Below are 19,918 nucleotides of genomic sequence, written 5' to 3' on the forward strand. Positions count from 1 at the left end.
GACTACAGGAACGATGTTCAATGCTAACCATCCGTCTTGCCCGTGGCGGCTCCAAAAAGCGCCCGTTTTACCAACTGACCGTAACCGACTCGCGCAACCCGCGTGACGGTTCCCACAAAGAGCACGTGGGTTTCTTCAACCCTGTTGCCCGTGGTCAGGAAATCCGTCTGTCCGTGAACCAAGAGCGCGTCAACCACTGGTTGAGCGTTGGTGCACAGCCTTCTGAGCGCGTTGCTCAGTTGCTGAAGGAAAATGCCAAGGCCGCGGCCTGAGCAATATGAACGCGACGCCAGATTCCGCTGATGACTTGATCGTCGTCGGCAAGATTTTCTCGGTACACGGCGTTCGCGGCGAGGTGAAGGTCTTTTCCTTTACCGATCCGATTGAAAACCTGCTGCAGTACACCTCCTGGACGCTCCGGCGCGAAGGCGTGACCAAGCAGGTAGAGCTGGTCAGCGGCCGATCCACGCAAAAGGATCTGGTTGCCAAGTTGAAAGGCCTGGACGATCGCGACGAAGCACGTCTTCTGTCCGGTTACGAGATTTGCATCTCGCGCAGCCTTTTGCCCGACCTGGCCGAAGATGACTACTACTGGTATCAGCTTCAGGGCCTGAAAGTCATCGACCTGCAAGAGCAATTGCTCGGCACCGTCGATCACCTGTTGGAGACCGGCGCCAACGATGTAATGGTGGTGAAGCCCTGCGCGGGCAGCCTGGATGATCGTGAACGCCTGTTGCCCTATACGGCGCAATGCGTGTTGAAGGTCGACCTGGCCGCTGGCGAGATGAGGGTGGATTGGGACGCGGACTTCTAGGCGATGGCAACCCTTCGCGTGGAAGTGATCACCCTGTTCCCCGAGATGTTCTCGGCCATCAGCGAGTACGGCATTACCAGCCGCGCGGTGAAACAGGGGTTGTTGCAATTGACCTGCTGGAATCCGCGGGACTACACCACGGACCGTCACCACACAGTGGATGACCGGCCCTTCGGCGGTGGTCCGGGAATGGTGATGAAGATCAAGCCCCTGGAAGACGCTCTGGTTCAGGCCAAGGCTGCGGCAGGGGAAGCGGCGAAGGTGATCTACCTTTCGCCCCAGGGCCGGCCGCTGGTACAGGGTGCGGTGAAACAACTGGCGACGTCCGAATCCTTGATTCTGATCGCTGGGCGGTACGAAGGCATCGACGAGCGTTTCATTGAAGCTCATGTCGATGAAGAGTGGTCTGTTGGCGACTATGTGCTGTCGGGCGGTGAATTGCCTGCCATGGTCCTGATCGATGCGGTTACACGGCTGCTGCCCGGAGCTTTGGGGCATGCGGACTCCGCGGAGGAAGATTCCTTCACCGACGGTCTGCTGGATTGCCCGCACTACACCCGACCGGAGGTGTATGCGGATCAGCGTGTTCCCGACATATTGCTTAGCGGCAATCATGCACACATCCGGCGCTGGCGTTTGCAGCAGTCCCTTGGGCGGACCTACGAACGACGTGCCGATCTTCTGGAAAGACGCTCGCTTTCTGGAGAAGAGAACAAGCTGCTGGCGGAGTACCTCCGCGAGCGGGACGATAGTTAACGTATCGATGGTAAGTCAGACGATTTACCTTAGGAGCACAGCATGACCAACAAAATCATCCTTGCACTCGAAGCAGAGCAGATGACCAAAGAAATCCCTCCCTTTGCCCCGGGCGACACCATTGTCGTTCAGGTGAAAGTGAAGGAAGGCGATCGCTCGCGTCTGCAGGCGTTCGAAGGCGTTGTTATCGCCAAGCGCAACCGCGGCGTGAACAGTGCTTTCACCGTTCGTAAAATCTCCAACGGTGTAGGTGTAGAGCGTACTTTCCAGACCTACAGCCCGCAGATCGACAGCATGGCCGTGAAACGTCGTGGTGACGTGCGCAAAGCCAAGCTGTACTACCTGCGCGACCTGTCTGGTAAAGCAGCACGTATCAAGGAAAAACTGTCCTGAGTACAGTTTGTTTCTGATGCAGGAAAAGGCAGCCTTCGGGCTGCCTTTTTTGTGGGCGAAAGTGTGTAGGCGAGCGTGAACGGGTGGGTAAGGTTCATGTGGGAGGGGGGCGGGCGGCGAGCCCTCTGCCCGAAGGCGTCGCCCTGACGCTGCGCCCTGTTATCATCCCCGCACCCCCACAGCCCTGCGATTGCGATGCCTGCCCTCGACCACCCCCTGATCGACCAATTTCTCGATGCCTTGTGGCTGGAAAAAGGCCTATCGGAAAACAGCCGCAACAGTTACCGCAGCGACCTTGCATTGTTCAATGGTTGGTTGCACGAGCGCGGCATCGCGCTGGAGGCGGCGGGCCGCGATGTACTGCTCGATCACCTGGCCTGGCGGGTCGAGCAGGGTTACAAGGCGCGCTCCACGGCACGCCTGCTGTCGGGCGCGCGCGGCTTCTATCGCTACCTGCTGCGCGAAAAGCTGATCGGTGCCGACCCGACGCTGCAGATCGACATGCCGCAACTGGGCAAACCGTTGCCGAAATCGTTGTCCGAAGCCGACGTCGAAGCGTTATTGCAGGCGCCCGATCTGAGCGAGCCGATCGGCCAGCGGGATCGCGCCATGCTCGAGGTGCTGTATGCCTGCGGCCTGCGCGTGACCGAGTTGATCAGCCTGACCCTGGACCAGGTCAATCTGCGCCAGGGTGTATTGCGCGTGGTGGGCAAGGGCAACAAGGAGCGCCTGGTGCCGATGGGTGAGGAAGCGGTGGTCTGGGTCGAGCGGTACCTGCGCGACGGACGTCACGAACTGCTCGGCGGCAGGCCCAGCGACGTGGTCTTCCCCAGCCAGCGCGGCGAGCAGATGACGCGACAGACCTTCTGGCATCGGATCAAGCATCAGGCCCAGGTCGCCGGCATCGCCAAGTCGCTGTCGCCGCACACGCTGCGCCACGCCTTCGCGACGCATCTGCTCAATCACGGTGCGGATCTGCGCGTGGTGCAGATGCTGCTCGGCCACAGCGATCTGTCGACCACGCAGATCTACACCCACGTGGCACGCGCGCGTCTGCAGGAGCTTCATGCCAGGCATCATCCGCGCGGATGAAACAACGTGCTCCAAGGCTGTGTCGAGGGTTGTCCAGAGTCGGTCTTGGCCAATGAATGTGGTAGGCTTGCCCGGTTTATGCAGCGGGCTGTGACGAGCTGATCGTCCACCGCCCCTCAAGTCCGTCGCTCCAGGAGTTCCCATGCGCGTGACCCGCCTTTTCGCCGCCGCAGCCCTTGCGCTGGCCAGCACCTTTGCCGTTGCCGACCCGGCTGCGGAACAAGCGATTCGCAAGACCCTGCAGACCCTGCAACTGGAAGTGCCGATCGAAAGCGTCGCCGCCAGTCCGCTCAACGGCTTGTACGAGGTCAAGCTCAAGGGCGGTCGCGTGCTTTACGCCAGCGCCGACGGTCAGTTCGTCATGCAGGGCTACCTGTTCCAGATCCAGGACGGCAAGCCGGTCAACCTCACCGAGAAAACCGAGCGACTGGCCATTGCCAAGACCGTCAACGCGATCCCGGTAGCCGATACCGTTGTGTACCCCGCGGTGGGCGAAACCAAGTCGCACATCACGGTCTTCACCGATACCACCTGTCCGTACTGCCACAAGCTGCACGCCGAAGTCCCCGAGCTGAACCGCATGGGTGTCGAGGTCCGCTACGTGGCGTTCCCGCGCCAGGGCTTGAAGTCGGCCGGTGACGAACAGCTGCAGGCTGTCTGGTGCTCCAAGGACCGCAAGGCAGCGATGGACAAGATGGTATCGGGCGACACCATCAAGGCGCCTTCATGCGCCAACCCGGTGGCCAGGCAGTTCGAGCTGGGCCAGTCGATCGGCGTCACCGGCACGCCAGCCATCGTGCTGGAGAACGGTCAGGTCATTCCGGGTTACCAGCCGGCCGCCAACGTCGCCAAGCTGGCTCTCGACGCGAAAGGCTGAGTGGCACTCGCACGTCATCAATAGCCGAAGGCTCACGGCCTGCGGCCAGTATCACGACCGTCATCGAGGCGGTCGTTTCATGGGGAGTTCAGAGTGAAACCGGTCAAAGTAGGCATCTGTGGGTTAGGTACCGTCGGTGGCGGCACCTTCAACGTACTTCAGCGCAACGCCGAGGAGATTGCCCGCCGTGCCGGGCGCGGTATTGAAGTGGCGCAGATTGCGATGCGCTCGCAGAACCCCAATTGCCAGATCGCCGGTACCCCCATTACCAACGATGTCTTCGCCGTGGCCTGCAACCCGGATATCGATGTCGTCATCGAGCTGATCGGTGGCTACGGCATCGCGCGCGAGCTGGTACTCAAGGCTATCGAAAACGGCAAGCACGTGGTCACCGCCAACAAGGCGCTGATTGCAGTGCACGGCAACGAGATCTTCGCCAAGGCACGCGAGAAGGGCGTGATCGTTGCGTTCGAAGCCGCCGTGGCGGGTGGCATCCCGGTGATCAAGGCCATTCGCGAAGGTCTTTCGGCCAACCGCATCAACTGGGTCGCGGGCATCATCAACGGTACTGGCAACTTCATCCTGACCGAAATGCGCGAGAAGGGCCGTACCTTCGAGGACGTCCTGGCCGAAGCGCAGGCCCTGGGTTATGCCGAGGCCGACCCCACCTTCGACGTCGAAGGTATCGACGCGGCGCACAAATTGACCATTCTGGCGTCCATCGCCTTCGGCATTCCGCTGCAGTTCGACAAGGCCTACACCGAAGGCATCACCCGCCTGACCACGGCCGACGTCAACTACGCCGAAGCCCTGGGCTACCGCATCAAGCATCTGGGTGTGGCGCGCAGCACCGAGCGCGGTATCGAGCTGCGGGTGCACCCGACGCTGATCCCGGCCGACCGTCTGATCGCCAACGTCAATGGCGTGATGAACGCAGTGATGGTCAACGGCGACGCGGCCGGTTCAACCCTGTTCTACGGTGCCGGTGCGGGCATGGAGCCGACTGCCTCGAGCGTGGTCGCCGACCTGGTCGACGTGGTCCGCGCCATGACCTCGGACCCGGAGAATCGCGTGCCGCACCTGGCCTTCCAGCCGGATTCGCTTTCCGCTCACCCGATCCTGCCCATCGAGGCCTGCGAAAGCGCCTACTACCTGCGCATTCAAGCCAAGGATCATCCGGGCGTGCTGGCGCAGGTGGCGAGCATCCTCTCCGAGCGTGGCATCAACATCGAGTCGATCATGCAGAAAGAGGTCGAGGAACACGACGGCCTGGTGCCGATGATCCTGCTGACCCACCGCGTCGTCGAACAGCACATCAATGATGCCATCAAGGCGCTGGAAGCCTTGCAGGGCGTGGTTGGCCCGGTCGTGCGCATCCGTGTCGAGCACTTGAACTAAGCGGCAGCTGCCAGAGGAATTCGCAATGCGTTATATCAGTACTCGCGGTCAGGCCCCGGCCCTGAACTTCGAAGAGGTTCTGCTCGCCGGTCTGGCCAGTGACGGTGGCCTCTATGTCCCGGAAAACCTGCCGCGCTTCACCCAGGAAGAAATCGCCTCGTGGGCGGGGCTGCCTTATCACGAGCTGGCCTTCCGGGTCATGCGCCCGTTCGTCACCGGCAGCATTCCGGATGCCGATTTCAAGAAGATTCTCGAAGAAACCTACGCGGTATTCGCCCATGCATCCGTCGCACCTTTGCGCCAGCTGGGTGGTAACGAGTGGGTGATGGAGCTGTTCCACGGGCCAACGCTGGCGTTCAAGGACTTTGCCCTGCAGCTGCTGGGGCGGCTGCTCGACTACGTACTGGCCAAACGCAGCCAGCGTGTGGTGATCGTCGGCGCCACCAGTGGCGATACCGGTTCGGCCGCAATCGAAGGCTGCAAGCACTGCGAGAACGTCGATATTTTCATCCTGCATCCGCATGAGCGCGTGTCTGCGGTTCAGCGTCGGCAAATGACCACGATTACCGGCGACAACGTGCACAACATCGCCATCGAAGGCAATTTCGACGACTGCCAGGAAATGGTCAAGAACAGCTTCGCCGACCAGAGTTTCCTCAAGGGCACGCCGTTGGTTGCAGTGAACTCGATCAACTGGGCGCGGATCATGGCCCAGATCGTCTACTACTTCCACGCGGCCCTGCAGCTGGGCGGCCCGGCACGTTCGGTGGCGTTCTCGGTGCCCACCGGCAACTTTGGCGATATCTTCGCCGGCTATCTGGCGCGCAACATGGGCCTGCCGATCAACCAGTTGGTGGTGGCCACCAACCGCAACGACATCCTGCACCGTTTCATGAGCGGCAATCAGTACGTCAAGCAAACCCTGCACGCGACGTTGTCGCCGTCGATGGACATCATGGTGTCGTCGAACTTCGAACGCCTGCTGTTCGACCTGCACGGTCGCAACGGCGCGGCCATTGCAGGCCTGATGGACAACTTCCGCCAGGGCGGCGGTTTCAGCGTCGATGAGGAACGCTGGACCGAGGCGCGCAAGCTGTTCGACTCGCTGGCGGTCACCGACGAGCAAACCTGCGAGACCATCGCCCAGGTGTTCGCCGAGTGCGGCGAGGTCCTCGATCCACACACGGCCATTGGCGTACGCGCGGCGCGCGAGTGTCGTCGCAGCCTCGACACGCCCATGGTGGTGCTGGGAACGGCGCACCCGGTCAAGTTCCCCGAAGCCGTGCAAAAGGCCGGCGTAGGCAAGGCCCTGGAGTTGCCTGCGCACCTGGTCGATCTGTTCGAGCGCGAAGAGAAGTGCACCGTGTTGCCCAACGACCTGTCGGCCGTACAAGCCTTCGTCAGCCAACATGGCAATCGCGGCAAACCACTGTGATGGCATGCAGCCTCGCGTCTGACGCGATCTGAAACACATAAAGCCCGCCCGATGCGGGCTTTATGCTTTTTACAGTGCCAAGCTTATGCAACTTTTTCCTGGGCCCCTTTGGCCCGCAGGCAAGGATGCATGGCATGAAACCCACACTGACCTCGTTTCTCACGCTCGCAGGGGTGACGGCGTGGATGGCGGGGTTGTTCATGGCGGTTGCCATGCTTTCGCCCGGCCTGGCGTTCGCTGCCCAAAGCCTGCCCTTCGCCTTGGTTGCACCGTTCGCGCAGCTTTCTCCACTGCCCCTTTCCAGCACCGAACAGCAGTGGCTGCAACGCCACGGCACGCTCAGGGTGGGTGTTTCCCTGGCCGATCACGAACCCATCGACATCACCAGCGATCGCAACCGCTATCAAGGTGTGAGTGCCGACTACCTGAGCCTGATCGGCAGCCGCCTGGGGGTCGATCTGCGGGTGTTGGGGTTTGCCCAGCGCAGCGAGGCGGTGCAGGCGCTCAAGGATGGCGAAATCGATCTGCTGACCAGCGCCAATGCCTTCGAACAGGCCATCGACGGCCTGGCCTTTTCCAAGGAGTACATGCCTGATCGCGGCGTCATCGTACGGCGCGCGGGCAGCAAGCACAGCAGCGGCCTGGCCGGGGAGAAGGTCGCGCTGGTGGATGGCTATGCCGACGATGCCACGGTGCAGCGCGTGTATCCCGACAGCCGCATCGTGGTCGCACCCAGCCTGAGCAGTGGCCTGCAGGCGCTGCACCAGGGCGATGTCGACGCCATGATCAGCAACGAGGTGATCGTGCGCGCCTACAACGCACTGCGACCCTACCTGGCTCTGGATATCGTCGGCCCCAGCGGTCTGCCACCCGTGGGTTACACCATCGCCAGTCGCCAGGCCGATCCGATATTGGGGCAGATGGTCGAGCGGGCCCTGGCCAGCCTCGACGATGGTTTGCGCCGCGAGATCCTGACCCGCTGGACCACCGGGCTGGGGTCGGAAATCGGCCACCATCGGGTACCGCTGGAGCCTGCCGAACAAGCCTGGATCGCCCGGCACCGCCAGGTGCGTGTGGTCGCGACGCAGTATCCTCCCTACCTGTACCGGGACCGCCAGGGAAACTGGGTAGGGCTCAACAGTGAAGTGCTGGCAACGCTGTCGCACATGACGGGACTGCAGTTCGTCTACCTGCCTTCCAACTCGATGGCCCAGAGCCTGGAAATGCTGAAGCTTGGCAAGGCCGATATGAATACCACTCTCTCGGAAACGCCGGACCGCAAGGCCTTCCTGAGTTTCAGCCATTCGTTCGGTGGCCAGGGCTGGGTGTTCATCGTGCGCGCCGAGGACCTGCCCATCGGTCATCTGGACGAGCTGGCCGGCAAGGTCCTGGCGATTCCGGCCGAGCACGCCCTGGAAAGCGCGATCCGCAGCCAGTACCCGCACATCAAGCTGCGCCTGGTCAGCACCTACGACAAGGCGCGCGAGATGGTGGCGAGCGGCGAAGCGGATGCCACCATCGACAGTGAAGTCGGCGCCTATCGCGCGGTCGGCCGTTATCCGCCCGGCGTGCTCAAGGTCGGACGCAATGTCGACGGCGAATGGTCGCCCGACCGTTTTGCCATTCGTGCCTCGGAACCCGAGCTCACGTCCATCATCAACAAGGCGCTGGAGGCCTATCCGGTCGCGGAACTGCGTGCAGCGCGCCTGAAGTGGCTGGGTGCGGTAGTGCCTCCAGAGCCCATGTGGCAACGCATTGCCACCTGGGTCTATTGGCTGCTGGCAGCAGCGCTGGTGCTGGGCGCGGTGTCGCTGTTGTGGAGTGGTCGACTCAAGGCGCAGATTCGTCAGCGGCTCAAGGCCGAGCAGGCACTCAACGATCAGCTGGCATTCCAGCACGCGCTGCTCGATGGCATTCCCGGGCCCATCTATGTCCGCGACCTGCAGGCGCGGCTGTTGTCCTGCAACAAGAGTTACGAGCAGAGCTTTGCCACCCGTCTGCAGGACATCAAGGGTCGTACATTGCTGGAAGTCGCCGTGGTCAATGCCGACGAAGCGCAGCAGATGCACCGTGACTACCTCAGGCTGCTGGACGATCAGCAGCCGGTGTCGACCGATCGGCAGATCCAGATGCGCGGCCGCAAGGTTCACGCCTGGCAATGGATCGTGCCGTTCTATAACGCCGAGGGGCAGTTGCAGGGCCTGCTCGGTGGTTGGATCGACATCTCCGAACGCAAGCGCCTGGAAGACCAACTGGTCGAAGCGCGGCACATTGCCGAACAGGCCAACCAGGCCAAAAGCGCTTTTCTGGCGACCATGAGCCATGAGATCCGTACGCCCATGGCAGCCATCATCGGTCTGCTCGAGCTCGAGCGTGAACGGCGCAAGCGTGACGACCAGCCAGTGTCGCAGGCGCTGGAAGTGGCCTGGCGTTCGGCGCGGGACCTCATCGCCCTGATCGGCGACAGCCTGGACCTGGCGAAGATCGAATCGGGCAGCATGTTGCTGGCCGAGCAGGTAACCGAAGTGAGGCCGTTCTTCGAGGGCATGCTTAGCCTGTTCTCGGCCCAGGCCCAGCGCAAGGGCGTAGCGCTGCACCTCGATATTGCGCCGGGCGTGGCCAGCGCGTTCTGGTTCGATCCGCTGCGATTGCGGCAAGTGGTGCACAACCTGCTCGGCAACGCCTTGAAGTTCACCCGCCAGGGCAGCGTGAGCCTGGCGGTCGCGGCGCAGCCACTCAGTTCAGGCCAGTGGCACATGACCATTACCGTCAGCGACACAGGTGCGGGCATCACGCCCGCTCAACAGGCCAGGCTGTTCAGGCCGTTCGTCCAGGGTAACGTGGATGTGCAGCAGGAATCGGTCGGCACCGGCTTGGGTTTGAGCATCTGCAAGCAGCTGGTGCAGCTGATGGGTGGCACGATCAGCCTGCACAGCACCGAAGGCGAGGGGACACGGGTGGAAGTGCAGATCGAGGTGCGGCATCAGGCTGAACAGGACGCGATGCCGACCGTGCACGCTCGGCCCGACAGCGCCGCACTGGACATACTGGTCGTGGACGATCTGTCGGCTAACCGGATGGTACTGACCCAGCAGTTGCAGTTCCTCGGGCACCGGGTGCAGGACGCCAGCGACGGTGTGAGTGCGCTGGCGGCCTGGCAGGCCGGGCATTTCGATCTGGTGCTGACCGACTGCAATATGCCGGGCATGAACGGCCATGCCTTGTGCAAAGCCATCCGCCTGCAGGAGGCCGCGTCCGCCGCGCCTCCGGTCAGGCTCATCGGTTGCACCGCCAATGCCATGCAGGACGAGCGGTTGCGCTGCGCCGAAGCGGGCATGGACGAACTGCTGGTCAAGCCGATAGCGTTGGACAAGCTGGCGCAGATCATCGCCGACATGCAGCAAGGCCCGGCATTCTCCATGCAGGCGCTGCATCACCTGACCCAGGCGGATAACGCGGTCATCAGGCGAATGCTCGATGAGCTCTCGCGCAACCTTGAGGCTGAAAGCCAGACGTTGGCAGAAAGCGTCGAGACGCTCGATCGTGTGCGGCTGCACGAAGTGCTTCATCGGCTCCACGGCATCGCTTGTTTGATCGATGCCGCACCTCTGGCACGCGTGCTGGCCAAGGTGAACGCATGCTGCCGGTCGGGCAGCGATGAACAGTTGACCGTTCACGCTGCTGAGCTGAATCGCGAGATCGCCAGGCTGGCAACGGCGATAGCACGCTGCTAGGAAAATTCTCGGAAACTTTCGGACTTGTCCTATCCCAAGCGTGCCGCTTGCCCTTTAGAGTGCCCGTCAATGCGCAGCTCGATGCGCTCACTCGAGGTTTCATTCATGCGTTCGCTCAGAGTTCTGGTGCTTGAAGACATTCCGTACCAGCTGATCGCCATGCATCAGGTGCTCAATGCGTGTGGCGTGTTCGATGTCCTGACCGCGCAAAGTTTCAACGCGGCATGCCTTTCGCTGGAGAAGCGCCAGGGCGTCGACATTGTCATCTGCGAAATGACCGTGGCCGGCCTGGACATGGGCGAGCTGATCGGCCATCTGGCCGCAACCGGGTTGGCACGGGCGCTGGTCATCTACAGCAATGGGTCACAGCCGGTGGAACCGTTCACGGCATTGGCGCGGCAGCATCGGCTACCGCTGCTGGGCGTACTGCACACACCGGTGTCGGCCGCAGCAGTGCATGGCCTGTTGCAGGATTACCAGCGAAGCATGAGCGCACGGGCCTTGTTGCCCCTGCCGGAAGTGCACGAAATCAGTCACTTCGAGGGCGCCTGGTCTTTGCCTTTGCGTCCTTAGAACGGCCCGCCTACCCTGCGCACATCTGCCGCGGCCAGGTTCATTTCAGCCCGTGAGCCTGCAGGTAGATATACAGCGCAGCATCGTTGCCGATGCCCAGCTTGCGCATGGCGCTCACTTTCTGTGCACTGATCGTCTGCTTGCTGCGGTTGAGCTGCGCGGCGATTTCGTTGACCGAGAGCCCCTGCGCCAGCAGTCGCGTTATCTCGAGCTCGCGAGGTGACAGGTCGACATGGCCGGTGATCCGTCTTGCGGGGGTATCGCTGGGCAGTGCCAGGATGCTCTTCACCGATTGCGCCACGTAGGGTTTGTTGCGCTTGAGGCTGGCAATCGCCGTGGGCAGTTCGTTCACCAGGCTGGCCTTGCCCAGCAAACCAGCTACCCCCAGGTTGAGGATCGAACGCAACAGACCCGGGTTGGTCAGCATGGTCACCACCAGCACGGGCACCTTTGGCCAATGCCGGCGAACGTAGGCGATCAGCCGCAGGCCATCGCCCTGTTCCGTGGAGGGCATCATGAAGTCGGTGATCAACAGGCCACATTCGGTTTCGCCCAGGCAGCGTGTCAGCTCCTCCGGCGAGGAGGCTTCGGCCACCACGCGCAAACCGGGGTCTCGTTCCAGTACGGCGCGCAGGCCAACGCGAAAGATCGGATGGTCATCGGCCAGCACGATCCGCAGCGGGGCGATCAGTGGGTCGGTCAAGGCAGGCTCCGGTGACGGGCAAATCAGGCGATGAATTCTGGCACACCTGTGGTCCATTCCTGATCTGTTTTGTAGTCCATTTCTAAGCATGCAGGCGCCAAATCTAATAATCAGAAATGTCCTACATTCGCGCTGTCATATTCTATCGGCAACCTCGGTAATAGTCTGACACGGCTTGCTCAGAACTTTTTTCGCAGGGCAGGGGTCAGTGTCATGCACCTTAAGAATTCGAACAGACGAGTGGTGATGCGATGAAGAATATCAGCCTGTTGCTCAATGAAGCCCTGACGCCGTATCGCGTGACGCTCGAAGGGCAGGATAGCCTTGGCAATTGCCAGGTCGTGGTGATGAGCGCGGCTGGGAGCGTGGTGACCAAGCGTTTGGTCAACCGCAGTCAGTTCGAGGATCTGCGTTCGTTTACCGACGTGGTCGATGGTCTGCACCGCGATCTTCTGGTGGCAGAAGGGCGGCTGGAGCCGTCGATGATCGCGGCGCTGCGCAATGTTTCGCAAAATGCCGCTTTCAGCCACGCGCTGGTCTGACATTCATCGATGGATGGCCGCCTGTGTAATCCTCACTCAGCGCTGACTGCTCATGGCCTCTTTGCGCTGGGCATCGAACAGCGCAGTGGTTTCCCGCAAGTACGCCGGCCGTTCGGCGGGCGCCAGCCATTGGGCGTAGAAATCTGCCAACTGACCGTTCCTGAGGTCCAGCAACACCGAATTCAGTGCTGTCAGTACGCGCCGGCTGGCAGGGCTGTCGGAGCAACCGACATGAATGAACTGCGAGCGCGCTGAGCCCTCGATGGGGACTTGCACCAACTGTTCCGGATCCAGACCTTCCTGACGTGCCTGGTAGCGCGCTTCGTGCCAGTAGCCGAGCAGCGCCTTGATCCGGCCGAGTCTTTCCATGCGCAGCAGGCTGCCCATGGCGTCGTTGCCATGATGGGCCAGAAGCTGATAGCTGTCGGTGTCGGCGAGAATCCGGTCCACCACAGGGCCATAGCTGCGCTCGGCAATGATGCCCAGGGCCAGGGTTCTGCTGCGTAGAAGCGCGCCCAGGTCGACCTTGCCGTCTCGCATGAACTCGGCAATCAGCGGCAGGTCGCCGCGCTGCATGATCAGCATATTGCTCAGCACATTCATGCTGGGCACGGAATAAAGAATGCTGCGCGCCCGCTGTGCGGTCCAGAGCAGCGCAGGGTCGCAGTTGAGGCCGGGTTCGCCAAGCATCTGCGAGGCACGCGCCCGATTGACCCTGAGGACATTGTGGTCGTACTCGGGCAAGGCTGCGCGCAACAACGGCAGGGCCAGGTCGACGGCGCCCAGATTACGCGCCGGGCCGCTGGCGATGGTCAGCGGCGCCAGGTCGCGCAGCAGCCATGTAATGGTCTCGCGACCATGGGCGAGCGGTGAAGTGAGCAGGCACGAGCACACCGCCAGTGCCAGGAGAAGGCTGCTGGGCGGCAGAGTTCTGGAACACGAGTCCATGGCATTCCTTGCGCGGGGTGTGGGGCGTGGGTGTCCGTTTTTGAAACACTGCGCCATCTTTACCACACCCGGACCCATGATCAAAACGTGCCGCAGGGTCGCACTGCCCCGTGGTGGTCGTTGATCGGGCCCGCATCGGGTAGACTGTCGGCCTTTTCCTGTCCCCAAGAAGCCTGCCTAATGGCCCAGCCGTCGACCACCTACAAATTCGAACTCAACCTCACCGATCTTGACCGCAGCGTTTACCAGACCGTCAAGCAGACCATCGCGCGTCACCCCTCGGAAACCGAAGAGCGGATGACCGTGCGCTTGCTTGCCTACGCGCTGTGGTACAACGAGCAGGTGTCTTTCGGCCGTGGTCTGTCGGATGTCGACGAGGCTGCCTTGTGGGAAAAGAGCCTGGATGGCCGGATCCTGCATTGGATCGAAGTCGGCCTGCCCGATGCCGATCGCCTGACCTGGTGTTCGCGGCGTACCGAACGCACCAGCCTGTTGGCCTACGGCAGTTTGCGCGTATGGCAGACCAAGGTGGTCGATGCGGTGAAGAACCTGAAGAACGTCAACATCGCCGCGGTGCCTCAGGAGGTGCTCGAGACCCTGGCCAAGGATATGCCGCGGGTCATCAAGTGGGACGTCATGATCAGCGAGGGCACGGTGTTCGTCACCGATGACCGCGGTCAGCACGAAGTCCAGCTCGAGTGGCTGCTGGGCGAGCGCTAGGCCGCCCAGGTTTCAACCTTCTTCCTTTGTCTTGCAGTGAGAACCGCCCCAGGCCCCATGCGCATCGAACCCCGTCAGTTGCCCCAGACCCTGCCTTTCCTCGGCGACATGCCGCCCTTGCTGAATCGTCTTTATGCGGCACGTGGCGTGTCGAGCGCAGAGGAGCTGGACAAGAGCTTGGCGCGCCTGATTCCCTTTCAGCGGCTCAAGGGCATCGAGGCCGCCGTCGAGCTGCTGGTGACGGCGATCGACCAGCGCCAGCGCATCCTGATCGTCGGCGATTTCGATGCCGACGGTGCCACGGCAAGCGCGGTCGGTGTGCTCGGCCTGCGCCTGCTGGGCGCCGCTCACGTCGACTACCTGGTGCCCAATCGCTTCGAGTATGGCTATGGCCTGACCCCGGAAATCGTCGCAGTCGCCCTGCAGCGCGAGCCGCAATTGCTGGTTACGGTCGACAACGGCATTTCCAGCGTCGAAGGTGTGGCTGCGGCCAAGGCTGCCGGGCTGCAGGTGCTGGTCACCGATCACCACTTGCCGGGGCACGAGTTGCCGGCTGCTGATGCCATCGTCAACCCCAACCAGCCAGGCTGCGAGTTCCCCAGCAAGAATCTGGCGGGCGTCGGGGTGATTTTCTACGTGCTGATGGCACTGCGGGCGCGGCTGCGCCAGCTGGGCCGCTATGCACAGGTGCCGCAGCCCAATATCGGCGAGCTGCTGGACCTGGTGGCACTGGGCAGCGTGGCGGACGTCGTGCCGCTGGACGCCAACAACCGCATCTTGGTGCACCAGGGCCTGGAGCGCATTCGTGCGGGCCGTGCGCGGCCGGGCATCACGGCAATCCTTGAAGTGGCACGCCGAGAGCATGCGCGTATCACCTCGACCGACCTGGGGTTCATTCTCGGGCCGCGACTCAACGCAGCCGGCCGCCTGGACGATATGAGCCTGGGCATCGAGTGCCTGCTGAGCACCGATCTGCCCAGCGCCCAGACCATCGCGGCGCAGCTCGATGGCTTGAATCAGGACCGCAAGTCGATCGAGCAAGGCATGCAGCGTGAGGCCCTGGCTCAGCTCAAGGACCTGGCGCTGGAGTCGATGCCGTTTGGCTTGTGCCTGTTCGATGCGCAATGGCATCAGGGTGTGATCGGCATCCTCGCTTCGCGTCTCAAGGAGCGCTACCACCGCCCGACGATTGCCTTCGCCGACGCCGGTGACGGGCTGCTCAAAGGCTCGGCACGCTCGGTCCAGGGCTTCCATATCCGTGACGCGCTGGACGCGGTGGCGGCCAGGCATCCGCAATTGATCAGCAAGTTCGGTGGGCATGCGATGGCCGCCGGGCTGACCCTGCCGCAGGAGAATTTCCCGGCGTTCTGCGAGGCATTCGACGCGCAGGTGCGCACCCAGCTGTGCGAGGAAGACCTGACCGGGCGCCTGCTGTCGGACGGTACCCTGGGCGTCGAGGAATTCCATCTGGAGCTGGCGCGCGCCCTGCGCAATGCCGGCCCGTGGGGGCAACATTTCCCGGAGCCGATGTTCCATGGGGTGTTCCAGTTGGTGGAGCAGCGGGTGGTTGGCGAGCGACACCTGAAGGTGACGCTCAAGACCGAGTGCGGCAGCGTCAGCCTGGACGGCATCGCGTTCGGCGTCGACCGCGAGGTGTGGCCCGATCCATCGGTACGCTGGGTGCAGTTGGCCTACAAGCTGGATCTCAACGAGTTCCGCGGGCGGGAAACGGTGCAGTTGCTGATTACCCACATCGAGCCGCGCTGAGCCGTACGACCCTGCTCGGCCGCGGAACCACGCTCGCGGCTCGGTTGTCGACTAGTCTTCGAGAACGAGACAGGCACGTCCGCAGCCGTGTTCGAGCGGACGCTTCTCGTCCCATCTGAAACTGCCAACCGAGGTGCCCGATGAGCATGTTGCTCGAACCCTATACCCTGCGCCAGTTGACCCTGCGCAACCGCATCGCCGTATCGCCGATGTGCCAGTACTCCAGTGTCGATGGCCTGGCCAACGACTGGCACCTGGTGCATCTGGGCAGTCGCGCCAGTGGCGGTGCCGGTCTGGTCTTCACCGAGGCCACCGCGGTGACGGCAGAGGGTCGCATCACGCCTGAAGACCTGGGCCTGTGGAACGACGAGCAGATCGAACCGCTGCAGCGCATCACCCGCTTCATTACCTCGCAAGGCGCGGTGCCGGCCATCCAACTGGCCCACGCCGGGCGCAAGGCCAGCACTTGGCGGCCTTGGCTGGGCAAGCATGGCAGCGTGCCTGTCAATGAAGGCGGCTGGGTGCCGGTGGGCCCGTCGCGTATCGCCTTCGACCCGCAGCACACCGCGCCGACCGCACTGGATGAAGCAGCCATCAAGGACATCATCCAGGCGTTCGTCGACGCGACTCGTCGCGCGCTGACCGCCAATTTCAAGGTAGTCGAGGTGCATGCGGCGCACGGCTATCTGCTGCACCAGTTCCTGTCGCCGATCAGTAACCAGCGTCAGGACAGTTACGGCGGCAGCTTTGAAAATCGCATCCGTCTCACTCTGGAAGTCACCCAGGCGATTCGCGACATCTGGCCTGAAGAATTGCCCGTGTTCGTGCGTGTGTCGGCCACCGATTGGGTCGAAGACGGCTGGAACCCGGACGAGACCGTCGAGCTGGCCAAGCGCCTGAAAGCGCTGGGCGTGGATCTGATCGACGTGTCGTCGGGCGGTACCTCGGCCAATGCCGAGATCCCGACCGGGCCTGGTTATCAGACGCGCTTTGCCGAGCGAGTCCGCAAAGAGGCGGATCTTGCCACGGGCACCGTCGGGATGATCACCGATCCCGCGCAGGCCGAACACATCCTGCGCACTGGCCAGGCCGACGTCATCCTGCTGGCGCGTGAGCTGTTGCGTGATCCGTACTGGCCGCTGCACGCCGACGAAGACCTGGGTGGTCGTCTGGCCACATGGCCCGCCCAGTACCAGCGCGCCACCCATCGCGACCAGCCGATTGTGGAATCGGACCTTCGCGACTGAGTGGCGCTGCGGCGTTTCGGTGATGTCATCCTCGCCCGCAAAAAGGGCGGGCGAGGATGCTGGCTGAGGTCAGCGCATCACACGTACTTGCGTTTCTCCGCTGCGGGCGGCAGGTACTGATAGAGCCAGGTTTCGCTGAGGGTACGCCCCTGGGTCTTGATGAACAGGCGCATGTCCACCGGATCGACGCTGTCGCTGGTCGGGTACCAGTCGAACAGCACGCGGAAGCCCTTGATGTCGGGCAGCTCGAGTACCTGAACGTCCTGCACCTTGCCACCCGAAGCCGTGATGATGGGCTCGATCGGCGTTTTCAGCGATTCAAGCCCGCCGCCGGCGAAGTCCACGGCAAAACGCCGCGCCCAGACATTCGGATAGTGTTCACCCGGTGCCCAGCCTTCGGTGAAACCGCCCATCCCCGAGCGCGTCGCTGCAACGCGGGCCAGCGGTGTACCGATCGGCGCCAGGGCGCTCCAGTACAGTTTGTAACCGAAATTAAGGGCATCGCCGGCCTTGACCGGTGATTTGGGTGTCCAGAAGGCAACGATGTTGTCCATGGTTTCACCGGTGGTCGGCAGTTCCACCAGGTCGATGGAGCCTTCGCCCCAGGCGGTGGTGGGCTCGACCCACAGGCTGGGGCGCTTGTGGTACCAATCGACCGTGTCCTGGTAGTTGCTGAAGTCGTGGTCGGTCTGGATCAGGCCGAAGCCTTTTGGATCGACATCGGCGAAGGCGTTGAAGCGCACCCGGTCCGGGTTGTTCAACGGCCGGCAGATCCATTCGCCGTTGCCGCGCCACATGGCCAGCCGGTCGGAGTCGTGGATTTGCGGGTGGATGGTGTCGCACATGCGCCGCTCGTGGTTGCCGCAGCTGAACATGCTGGTCATCGGCGCCACGCCCAGTTGCTCGATGTCCTGGCGCGCATGGATGTGCGCGTCGATGTCCATCACCACGCGCTCGGCCTGGCAGTCAATGTCGAAACGATAGGCGCCGGTGGCGCTGGGCGAGTCGAGCAGGGCGTAAACCACGAAGCGGGTACTGTCCTTGCCAGGCGTTTCGAACCAGAACTTGGTGAAATCGGGGAACTCTTCCTGCTTCTTGGCATAGGTGTCGATGGCCAGGCCGCGCGCGGACAGACCGTACTGCCCGGTGGCATCGACGGCGCGGAAGTAGCTGGCGCCGAGGAAGGACACCACGTCATGGCGGTCGAGCTTGGGTGCCTTGAACAGCTTGAAGCCGGCAAAGCCCAGGTCGCCCTTGAGCTGCGAGGTATCCACCGTGGTGTTCTTGTAGTCGAACAGCGGCGGATGGAAATGCACTTCACGCGCTTGTTTGCGCCCGGCGTCGACGCTGTACATGCGCACCGGCGTGCGGAACCCCATGCCCACATGGAAGAACTGCACGTCCAGTTGGCCCTTGAGGTCGTTCCACAGCGAATGATTGGCGTCGTAGGCAATTGCATTGAATTGCTGGGGGGTCATGTTTGCCAGGGTCGGCGGCAAGGTCTGCTTGTTGCTGACATAAGCCTGCGCGGCGAGACTCTTGGCCTGGGCCTTGAGCATGTCGAAAGTGAACGGTTCGGCTTCGCCGTCGGCGGTGGCGGCCAGGGCCTGGGCAGCGAACAATCCGGTGCCGGACAGTCCGGTATAGGCCGCGAGGGCCATCGACGCTTTCAGAAGGTGCCTGCGGTGCATAGATAACCTGTTCTGAATCAACCTCGGTCGCTCCAAGCGACCGGCGAGGCTCAAGTAGGAAGGTTTGGGCCTGCCTTGTCCAAACGCAGAGAACTGTACACAGATACCGTAATGACCGATGTGTTCGCAAACTCCTGTAAAAATTTTTTCACGTGCACTTTGTATCGACAGCGAGATCGGTGGTCGAGGCGCAGTGTTGAGAGCAAGCCTTTGCGCAACATCCCGAAGCAAATCACCGTGCGAGCCAGGCAACGGAATGCCCTTACTCTCGTCAAACGTATCTCCCATTGACGAGACCAAAAAATGAACACGCGTGGCTTGCTCGACCAGTTGTTCAAATCCGGCCAGGAACTGCTCAAGAACAAGGGCGGCGGTTCTTCCCCCCTGGGCGGTGCCGGTAGCACCGGTGGTGTTGCCGGCGCGCTCGGCGGCCTGCTCTCGGGCAAGGGCGGTGCGGGCGGCGCGCTGGGTGGCCTGCTGTCCGGCGGCAAGGGCGCACTGACCGGCGGCGCCATGGGCTTGCTGCTCGGCAACAAGAGCGCGCGCAAGTACGGTGGCAAGGTCTTGGCCTACGGTGGGTTGGCGGCACTGGGCGTGATTGCCTACAAGGCCTACGGCAATTGGCAGGCCCAGCAGCAGAACGCCCCTCGAGGCGAACCGCAGACGGTCGACCGAGTGCCACCCCAGCAGGTAGAGGAACACAGCCAGGCTATCCTCAAGGCGCTGGTGGCAGCAGCCAAGTCCGATGGCCATGTGGATGATCGCGAGCGCGAGCTCATCGAAGGCGAATTCACCCGCCTGGATTCGGACAACGAACTGCAGCAGTGGCTGCACGCCGAACTGAACAAGCCGCTGGACCCGGCAGACGTGGCGCGGGCAGCCAAGACTCCGGAGATCGCTGCCGAAATGTACATTGCCAGCGTCATGATGGTGGATCAGGAGCACTTCATGGAGCGTGCCTATCTAGACGAGCTGGCCAAGCAGTTGGCCCTCGACCCTGCGCTCAAGCTCGAACTGGAGAAGCAGGTGCGTCAGGCCGAAGTCGAAGCCGTCTGACCCCGGACGTCAGGTCCGAAGGCTGACGCCGCCACTCATCTGCCGGAACTTACGTTGGTCGGCAATAGTGGCGCATTGATCTACCAGTAACTGGCAATACCCTCGCGGATGAAGGAAAGTCAGGTACCAGCGCGAAATCGTCTGAGGTAGGGCTATACTCAGGCGATTTTTC

18 protein-coding genes are annotated in these 19,918 nt (G+C 62.5%); 15 read left to right on the forward strand and 3 right to left on the reverse strand.

The window, feature by feature from the left end; genetic code table 11:
- Positions 1-20 precede the first annotated feature (20 nt).
- The 10 genes from rpsP (at position 21) to IFT80_RS14200 (ending at position 11,072) form a co-directional block, all read left to right on the forward strand.
- Complete coding sequence (gene rpsP / locus IFT80_RS14155) at positions 21-272, forward strand: 30S ribosomal protein S16 (RefSeq protein WP_043193034.1); 252 nt, start codon at positions 21-23, stop codon at positions 270-272.
- Between the two features lie 5 nt (positions 273-277).
- The gene (gene rimM / locus IFT80_RS14160; protein WP_122475093.1) at positions 278-814 is read left to right on the forward strand and encodes a ribosome maturation factor RimM; all 537 of its coding nucleotides are present in this window, start codon (positions 278-280) and stop codon (positions 812-814) included.
- Positions 815-817: 3 nt separating this feature from the next.
- Positions 818-1,570, forward strand: coding sequence for a tRNA (guanosine(37)-N1)-methyltransferase TrmD (gene trmD / locus IFT80_RS14165; protein ID WP_122475091.1), 753 nt, complete (start codon positions 818-820; stop codon positions 1,568-1,570).
- A gap of 42 nt (positions 1,571-1,612) precedes the next feature.
- On the forward strand, positions 1,613-1,963 hold the full coding sequence (gene rplS / locus IFT80_RS14170; protein ID WP_043193039.1) for a 50S ribosomal protein L19: 351 nt from the start codon (positions 1,613-1,615) through the stop codon (positions 1,961-1,963).
- 195 nt (positions 1,964-2,158) lie between these two features.
- A complete protein-coding gene (xerD, locus tag IFT80_RS14175) occupies positions 2,159-3,055 on the forward strand; it encodes a site-specific tyrosine recombinase XerD (protein ID WP_122475089.1) in 897 nt (298 codons plus the stop codon).
- 142 nt (positions 3,056-3,197) lie between these two features.
- Positions 3,198-3,932 carry a DsbC family protein gene (locus IFT80_RS14180; protein ID WP_122475087.1) on the forward strand — a complete coding sequence of 245 codons (735 nt, stop codon included), beginning with the start codon at positions 3,198-3,200 and terminating at the stop codon, positions 3,930-3,932.
- Positions 3,933-4,025: 93 nt separating this feature from the next.
- Complete coding sequence (locus IFT80_RS14185) at positions 4,026-5,330, forward strand: homoserine dehydrogenase (RefSeq protein WP_122475085.1); 1,305 nt, start codon at positions 4,026-4,028, stop codon at positions 5,328-5,330.
- A 25-nt stretch (positions 5,331-5,355) separates the two neighbouring features.
- Positions 5,356-6,765, forward strand: a complete 1,410-nt coding sequence (gene thrC, locus IFT80_RS14190) for a threonine synthase (RefSeq protein ID WP_192058665.1) — start codon at positions 5,356-5,358, stop codon at positions 6,763-6,765.
- A 134-nt stretch (positions 6,766-6,899) separates the two neighbouring features.
- A complete protein-coding gene (locus tag IFT80_RS14195) occupies positions 6,900-10,499 on the forward strand; it encodes an ATP-binding protein (RefSeq protein WP_244652418.1) in 3,600 nt (1,199 codons plus the stop codon).
- A 105-nt stretch (positions 10,500-10,604) separates the two neighbouring features.
- Entirely contained in the window at positions 10,605-11,072 is a 468-nt protein-coding gene (locus IFT80_RS14200; RefSeq protein WP_163007386.1) for a response regulator, read from the forward strand.
- Positions 11,073-11,112: 40 nt separating this feature from the next.
- On the opposite strand, the gene IFT80_RS14205 is transcribed toward IFT80_RS14200, so the two are convergent.
- Positions 11,113-11,751, reverse strand: coding sequence for a response regulator transcription factor (locus IFT80_RS14205; protein ID WP_244652432.1), 639 nt, complete (start codon positions 11,749-11,751; stop codon positions 11,113-11,115).
- A gap of 275 nt (positions 11,752-12,026) precedes the next feature.
- Here IFT80_RS14205 and IFT80_RS14210 point away from each other — a divergent pair, with 275 nt between their 5' ends.
- Positions 12,027-12,317: a DUF3509 domain-containing protein gene (locus IFT80_RS14210; RefSeq protein WP_122475077.1), complete on the forward strand. Its 291-nt coding sequence runs from the start codon at positions 12,027-12,029 to the stop codon at positions 12,315-12,317.
- 36 nt (positions 12,318-12,353) lie between these two features.
- Here IFT80_RS14210 and IFT80_RS14215 read toward each other — a convergent pair whose 3' ends face one another.
- Entirely contained in the window at positions 12,354-13,265 is a 912-nt protein-coding gene (locus tag IFT80_RS14215; protein WP_244652135.1) for a TIGR02285 family protein, read from the reverse strand.
- Between the two features lie 180 nt (positions 13,266-13,445).
- Between IFT80_RS14215 and IFT80_RS14220 the strand changes: the two genes are divergently transcribed.
- From IFT80_RS14220 to IFT80_RS14230, 3 genes are all read left to right on the forward strand, one after another.
- Positions 13,446-13,985 (forward strand): YaeQ family protein, encoded by a 540-nt coding sequence (locus IFT80_RS14220; protein WP_122475075.1) that lies wholly within the window; start codon positions 13,446-13,448, stop codon positions 13,983-13,985.
- A gap of 57 nt (positions 13,986-14,042) precedes the next feature.
- On the forward strand, positions 14,043-15,752 hold the full coding sequence (gene recJ / locus IFT80_RS14225) for a single-stranded-DNA-specific exonuclease RecJ (RefSeq protein ID WP_122475073.1): 1,710 nt from the start codon (positions 14,043-14,045) through the stop codon (positions 15,750-15,752).
- Positions 15,753-15,892: 140 nt separating this feature from the next.
- Positions 15,893-16,999, forward strand: a complete 1,107-nt coding sequence (locus tag IFT80_RS14230) for an NADH:flavin oxidoreductase/NADH oxidase (protein WP_192054608.1) — start codon at positions 15,893-15,895, stop codon at positions 16,997-16,999.
- Between the two features lie 77 nt (positions 17,000-17,076).
- Here IFT80_RS14230 and IFT80_RS14235 read toward each other — a convergent pair whose 3' ends face one another.
- Positions 17,077-18,690, reverse strand: a complete 1,614-nt coding sequence (locus IFT80_RS14235) for a glucan biosynthesis protein D (protein WP_122475070.1) — start codon at positions 18,688-18,690, stop codon at positions 17,077-17,079.
- A gap of 303 nt (positions 18,691-18,993) precedes the next feature.
- On the opposite strand from IFT80_RS14235, the gene IFT80_RS14240 reads away from it, so the two are divergent.
- Positions 18,994-19,746: a tellurite resistance TerB family protein gene (locus tag IFT80_RS14240; RefSeq protein WP_192102592.1), complete on the forward strand. Its 753-nt coding sequence runs from the start codon at positions 18,994-18,996 to the stop codon at positions 19,744-19,746.
- The last annotated feature ends 172 nt before the right edge of the window (positions 19,747-19,918 follow it).

The sequence above is a fragment of the Pseudomonas sp. CFBP 8771 genome, assembly GCF_014841695.1.
GTDB lineage: Bacteria > Pseudomonadota > Gammaproteobacteria > Pseudomonadales > Pseudomonadaceae > Aquipseudomonas > Aquipseudomonas baltica.

Bases quoted from the DNA above. Each gene is read 5' to 3' on its own strand.
- rpsP (WP_043193034.1), top strand. From the start codon at position 21: ATGCTAACCATCCGTCTTGCCCGTGGCGGCTCCAAAAAGCGCCCGTTT.
- rimM (WP_122475093.1), top strand. From the start codon at position 278: ATGAACGCGACGCCAGATTCCGCTGATGACTTGATCGTCGTCGGCAAG.
- trmD (WP_122475091.1), top strand. From the start codon at position 818: ATGGCAACCCTTCGCGTGGAAGTGATCACCCTGTTCCCCGAGATGTTC.
- rplS (WP_043193039.1), top strand. From the start codon at position 1,613: ATGACCAACAAAATCATCCTTGCACTCGAAGCAGAGCAGATGACCAAA.
- xerD (WP_122475089.1), top strand. From the start codon at position 2,159: ATGCCTGCCCTCGACCACCCCCTGATCGACCAATTTCTCGATGCCTTG.
- IFT80_RS14180 (WP_122475087.1), top strand. From the start codon at position 3,198: ATGCGCGTGACCCGCCTTTTCGCCGCCGCAGCCCTTGCGCTGGCCAGC.
- thrC (WP_192058665.1), top strand. From the start codon at position 5,356: ATGCGTTATATCAGTACTCGCGGTCAGGCCCCGGCCCTGAACTTCGAA.
- IFT80_RS14195 (WP_244652418.1), top strand. From the start codon at position 6,900: ATGAAACCCACACTGACCTCGTTTCTCACGCTCGCAGGGGTGACGGCG.
- IFT80_RS14200 (WP_163007386.1), top strand. From the start codon at position 10,605: ATGCGTTCGCTCAGAGTTCTGGTGCTTGAAGACATTCCGTACCAGCTG.
- IFT80_RS14210 (WP_122475077.1), top strand. From the start codon at position 12,027: ATGAAGAATATCAGCCTGTTGCTCAATGAAGCCCTGACGCCGTATCGC.
- IFT80_RS14215 (WP_244652135.1), bottom strand. From the start codon at position 13,265: ATGGACTCGTGTTCCAGAACTCTGCCGCCCAGCAGCCTTCTCCTGGCA.
- IFT80_RS14220 (WP_122475075.1), top strand. From the start codon at position 13,446: ATGGCCCAGCCGTCGACCACCTACAAATTCGAACTCAACCTCACCGAT.
- recJ (WP_122475073.1), top strand. From the start codon at position 14,043: ATGCGCATCGAACCCCGTCAGTTGCCCCAGACCCTGCCTTTCCTCGGC.
- IFT80_RS14230 (WP_192054608.1), top strand. From the start codon at position 15,893: ATGAGCATGTTGCTCGAACCCTATACCCTGCGCCAGTTGACCCTGCGC.
- IFT80_RS14235 (WP_122475070.1), bottom strand. From the start codon at position 18,690: ATGCACCGCAGGCACCTTCTGAAAGCGTCGATGGCCCTCGCGGCCTAT.
- IFT80_RS14240 (WP_192102592.1), top strand. From the start codon at position 18,994: ATGAACACGCGTGGCTTGCTCGACCAGTTGTTCAAATCCGGCCAGGAA.